Source organism: Chamaesiphon sp. OTE_20_metabat_361 (genome assembly GCF_031364565.1).
In genome coordinates this window covers 1-4,671 of the sequence record NZ_JANLWO010000483.1, presented here as the reverse complement: position 1 = coordinate 4,671, position 4,671 = coordinate 1, and the positions used below count along the sequence as shown (strand labels likewise).

The window sequence follows — 4,671 nt, the reverse complement described above, 5'->3', positions numbered from 1 at the left end:
TAAGGGAACGCAGTTGTCATCCTAATTTTGCGGATTTTGAGACAATCGGTTCTAAGACTTTTGTCATAGATCTGACTCCAGCCAATATGCGGAAGCTGAGTGAATCTTGCCGCTCGTGAAACTAAACCGATTAAGATAATTAGTATGCTAAGACACACATCTCTGAACGCCTCACACTGTATGAAAACCAGCCAATATTTGTCTGTCATCATGTTTGTCAGTGGGATCTGGAGCTTGTTAGATATCCAGTCTTCAGCGCAAGGTTTCAGTCTGAAGTTACCATTAGCTCACTCTGCTCGCCCATCTGCTCCGGTCTTAGCTCAGAATTCGGCTCCGACTCAAACTGGTGTTGAGGTCAGTAAAGACTTGAGGTTGAAAGAAATTTCTGTCACTCGAAATAGTTCGGACAAATCGCTGCTGACTGTCACTGGGACAATCGATAATCGCAGCGAACAAACTCACTATGTCTATTACATTGTGGCGAAGTTTATTTCCAAAGATATCTCGATTAAGCAAGCAATTATTCCGATCGATATCGATATCGCACCTGGTAAATCTAAGCCATTTACCCATGAAATTTCGATCGATAACACTAGTTCGATTTCACCTGAGAATGTTAAACCGATGGTAGTTAAATATGAGTATCGGTGACATACTCCCTTTTCGGTGACAAATTAGATATCTAATGTGGATAGTGGATAGTGAATAGTGGATAGTGGATGGTGCGTTACCCTACGGGATAACACACCTACTGTGGATGGTTGTTTTCTTGCTAATAGCTAGACGCCGTTAGTAACCTAAAGCGGCTAAGACATCATTAGCGTGAGTCTCTGTCTTCACACTTGCATCGACGTGGGCGATCTTCCCGGTTTCATCGATCGCATAAGTTACCCGTTTAGCATAACCACCACCATCAACGTCATAAGCTGCAATTAAATCGCCTTTGACATCAGCTAACAACGGAAACGGTAAATCGAATTTTTTAGTAAAAGCTTGGTGCGCGGATTCATCATCTTTACTCACACCTAAGACAACAATGCCTTTTTCTTGATAAACTGTGTAGTTATCGCGAAAGCTACAGGCTTGTTTCGTACATCCAGGCGTATCATCTTTAGGATAAAAGTACATCACGACTTTCTTCCCAGCCAAACCAGCTAGAGTGACAGTATTTCCGTTAGTGTCTTTGACGTTAAAGTCTGGAGCTTTTGTGCCTACAGCCAGAGCCATGAGATAATTTTCCTGTTGATTGAAGATCTATACCACCGCTTACTGTATCCGGAATTCGCGAATTTTTCAAGCTAGCAGTGCCGCTGCACTCGCTAGTTAGGCTTTAGGTATTAGGGTTTAGGCTTTAGGGTTTAGGCTTTGGGTATTAGGGTTTAGCAATTTATTTACTACCGATCGAATATTCCGAGATGAGAATTTTATGAGAAAGTGGCAGACATAACGAGACATAGTAAGCAACCTGGCGGTAAGTAGAGTTTGAAGAGGAGAAATTCTCTGGACATCGTACCAGAAAAATTTACTAATTTACACACAATGTTTATCTAAATAGTATCCAAATGAGTGGCAAGTTTATCGTATTTGAAGGAGTCGAAGGAGCTGGCAAAACTACCCAGATTCAACAGACAGCAACTTGGCTCCAAACCCACTGCGGCAAAGATCGATCGGTAATCGTGACTCGCGAACCGGGTGGGACGAGCTTGGGCGGTCAGATTCGGCAACTGTTACTAGACGATCCGGACAGTTTGGTGAGCGATCGCACCGAACTACTATTATATGGAGCCGATCGCGCTCAGCACGTTGAATCGCTCATCAGACCCCAGCTCCAGCTTGGCAATATTGTCTTGTGCGATCGCTTTACCGATTCGACAATTGCCTATCAAGGCTACGGGCGAGGATTCGATCGCGCTGATATCGATCTAGTCAATCAAATTGCCACAGGTGGATTGCAAAGCGACCTGACATTGTGGCTAGATCTCGATGTTAGCATCGGTTTAAAACGAGTGGCGTTGAGGGGCAAACCCGATCGGATGGAGCAAGCTACTTTAGACTTTCACCAGCGAATTAGATCTGGGTATCAAGAGTTAGCAAATAGCTATGCAAATCGCATCGTCAGAATTGATGCCGATCGTCCAACAGTGGAAATCCAGACTGAGATTCAGTCGATATTAATGCAGATGAAAGGAATTGTTACTAGGTGATTAGGCGCTTAGTACTAAACACGCAATATTTTTGTAACTAAACTCAAATGATGCGATAATTCTAGCTAAAATCAAAGCTTGGCAATTTACTTAATCAGTACAAAATTGTCTACTCAATCGATCGGAAATGCCGCTTGGAATTTCCACCGATTCTAGCTCGGATCGCTCTATTATCTAGGCAAAACTATGACTAATTCACCTACTCCTACTCCCAATCCCAACCGTCGCCGCCGTTTGACCGCCGATGAATTAATTGCGATCGGCGTAGCTTTAGCCGGGATCGGGACTGTCTTCTTTTGGGGTTTGGGTCAAAAATACCAGCCGATGTTCCAAGCTGGCATCGATAGTTTACGTGCTGATAATCCCAGTCGCAATGGCTTGTTAAATAACAATCCCGACAGCGGGCAAGATCGCCGGACGATCGAGAGTGTCGATCGAGATAGACAAAAGACAGTACCAAATCCTCCCACCACAGCAGTCGTCCCGCCGATCGTCAAAACAGCAGAAGTGCCAGCCGAAACGCCTCCCGCTAAAGCAGTCGTCCCAGCGCTAGTACCTGTAGCACCAGTCACCAAAACCCCAGCATTTACCGACGTGCCCAAGCAATTTTGGGGCGCAACTTATATTACCGAGTTAAAAAAACGCGGTATTCTCGAAGATTTTGGCACGGGTAAATTCGACCCAAACAAAGAGCTAACCAGAGGCGACTATGCCAAAATGCTCGATCGGGCATTTGCGGACAAACCAGCTACCACCGCCACATCCAAATTCCAAGATATTCCCACCAACTACCCCCGCAAAGAAGCGATCGATAAATCGGTACAACGCGGCTTTATGACTGGTTATTCCCCGACTAAATTCTCCCCCAATCAACCGATTCCGCGCTACCAATTGCAGATCTCCTTGGCAAAAGGATTGCAGCTCGCACCACCCGCTGCCGCCAACGAAGTACTAACTAAATACCCAGATGTCCAGCAAATGCCAACCTACGCTCGCGACAAAATGGCAGCAGCAATTGCATCGGGATTAGTTATTAAAGACACTACCCCCAATCTCCTCAAGCCAGCTCAAAACGCCACCCGCGCTGATGCCGCTGCCTTGATCTATGAAGTACTAGTCAAAGAAGGCAAAATCAAACCGCAGTAGAGTGGGAGAGGGGAGTTGGGAGATGGTAGGTAAGATCGACATACTTGCTCTTACCCATTACTCATTACCTGTTCCCTTTTACCTCTTACTTCTACCCCTCTTCCAACTCCCAACTCCCAACTCCCAACTCCCCTATGAAACTCGACTCTCCCCAACAGAGGCTACGCCAACAGTTGCCGCGCCATGTATGGATTTTGAGTATTGCCAACCTGCTGAGTGAGATCGGCGCTGAGACGATTCGTTCGGTGTTGCCCATCTTTGTGCTGTTGACATTGCAGGGTGGCGCTTTAACCGTCGGGGAAATTGAAGGTGTTGCTGCTGCGACAGTGGCAATTATGCGGGTGTTTTCCGGGGGAATAAGTGATTATTTGGGGATGCAAAAGGGATTAGCCGTAATTGGCTACGGCATTTCGACGTTTGCGCGATCGATCTTGCCGATCGCGATCGATCCATTATGGATAATTGGCACCCAATTCGGCGATCGGTTCGGACAGGGAATTAGTGTCGCTCCCCGCAAAGCCCTAATGGCTGATATTACCTCTGAGGAAATGCGCGCACCAGCGTACCGATTGCGACAGTTATTGCTGACGAGCGGCGTTTGTCTCGGTTCGATTATTGCTGGCGCGATTTTACTCGTGTCCCAAAATAACTACCAGATGGTGTTTTCGAGTGCGATCGTTCCCAGTTGGATGGGCTTAGCACTATTTATGTTAGTGGTTAAACCCGTCCAAAAACAACAGAAATTATTGATGATGCCAGCCGAAATGACTGGTTTGCTCGCTGGTGGCGATGAATTTTATACTCGCGATGAATCCGCCGCAACAACTTCCCGTCACCACACCAAGCAGACATTAGGTTCGAGCTACAATCCGATTCATTTGCGAGATGTGCTAGAGCTAGGATGGGAATATTGGCTGCTGCTCACCGTTGCCATTTTCTTCAATCTTGGCAACTCTAGCGATGCGTTCCTATTGATGAAGTCGATCGAGATCGGGATTTCACCAGCCTTAGTGCCAGTAGGACTAGTAATTATGAATGTAGTGTTTGCACTAGCTTCCTATCCGATAAGCGCGATCGTCAATCGCGATCTCAAAGTTCGCTTACTATTGGTTAGCTTCTTGCTGCATGTCATCGTTTACTTCGGCTTGGCGGTGGTCTCTACAAATGTCCAGATTTGGTGTTTATTTGGCTTGTATGGTGTCCATTTAGCCATGATTCAAGGTTTGATGCTCGATCTAGTCGATCGGGCTGTGGAGCCATTTAGACGCGGAACAGCATTCAGCTTATTCAATCTGACGATCGGCGTGACACTACTGATTGC

General features: G+C 46.2%; 5 protein-coding genes. 4 read left to right on the top strand and 1 reads right to left on the bottom strand.

Annotated elements, in window-relative coordinates:
- Positions 1–180: 180 nt before the first annotated feature.
- On the top strand, positions 181–651 hold the full coding sequence (locus RMO35_RS14100) for a hypothetical protein (RefSeq protein WP_309741943.1): 471 nt from the start codon (positions 181–183) through the stop codon (positions 649–651).
- Positions 652–789: 138 nt separating this feature from the next.
- Here RMO35_RS14100 and RMO35_RS14095 read toward each other — a convergent pair whose 3' ends face one another.
- Entirely contained in the window at positions 790–1,227 is a 438-nt protein-coding gene (locus RMO35_RS14095; RefSeq protein ID WP_309741942.1) for a peroxiredoxin, read from the bottom strand.
- 335 nt (positions 1,228–1,562) lie between these two features.
- Here RMO35_RS14095 and tmk point away from each other — a divergent pair, with 335 nt between their 5' ends.
- The 3 genes from tmk to RMO35_RS14080 all read left to right on the top strand — a co-directional run.
- Entirely contained in the window at positions 1,563–2,204 is a 642-nt protein-coding gene (gene tmk / locus RMO35_RS14090) for a dTMP kinase (protein WP_309741941.1), read from the top strand.
- A gap of 186 nt (positions 2,205–2,390) precedes the next feature.
- Complete coding sequence (locus RMO35_RS14085) at positions 2,391–3,350, top strand: S-layer homology domain-containing protein (RefSeq protein ID WP_309741940.1); 960 nt, start codon at positions 2,391–2,393, stop codon at positions 3,348–3,350.
- Between the two features lie 134 nt (positions 3,351–3,484).
- Positions 3,485–4,671, top strand: a 1,187-nt coding sequence (locus RMO35_RS14080) for an MFS transporter (protein WP_309741938.1), incomplete at its 3' end; no start/stop codon positions are given.

Bases quoted from the DNA above. Each gene is read 5' to 3' on its own strand.
- RMO35_RS14100 (WP_309741943.1), top strand. From the start codon at position 181: ATGAAAACCAGCCAATATTTGTCTGTCATCATGTTTGTCAGTGGGATC.
- RMO35_RS14095 (WP_309741942.1), bottom strand. From the start codon at position 1,227: ATGGCTCTGGCTGTAGGCACAAAAGCTCCAGACTTTAACGTCAAAGAC.
- tmk (WP_309741941.1), top strand. From the start codon at position 1,563: ATGAGTGGCAAGTTTATCGTATTTGAAGGAGTCGAAGGAGCTGGCAAA.
- RMO35_RS14085 (WP_309741940.1), top strand. From the start codon at position 2,391: ATGACTAATTCACCTACTCCTACTCCCAATCCCAACCGTCGCCGCCGT.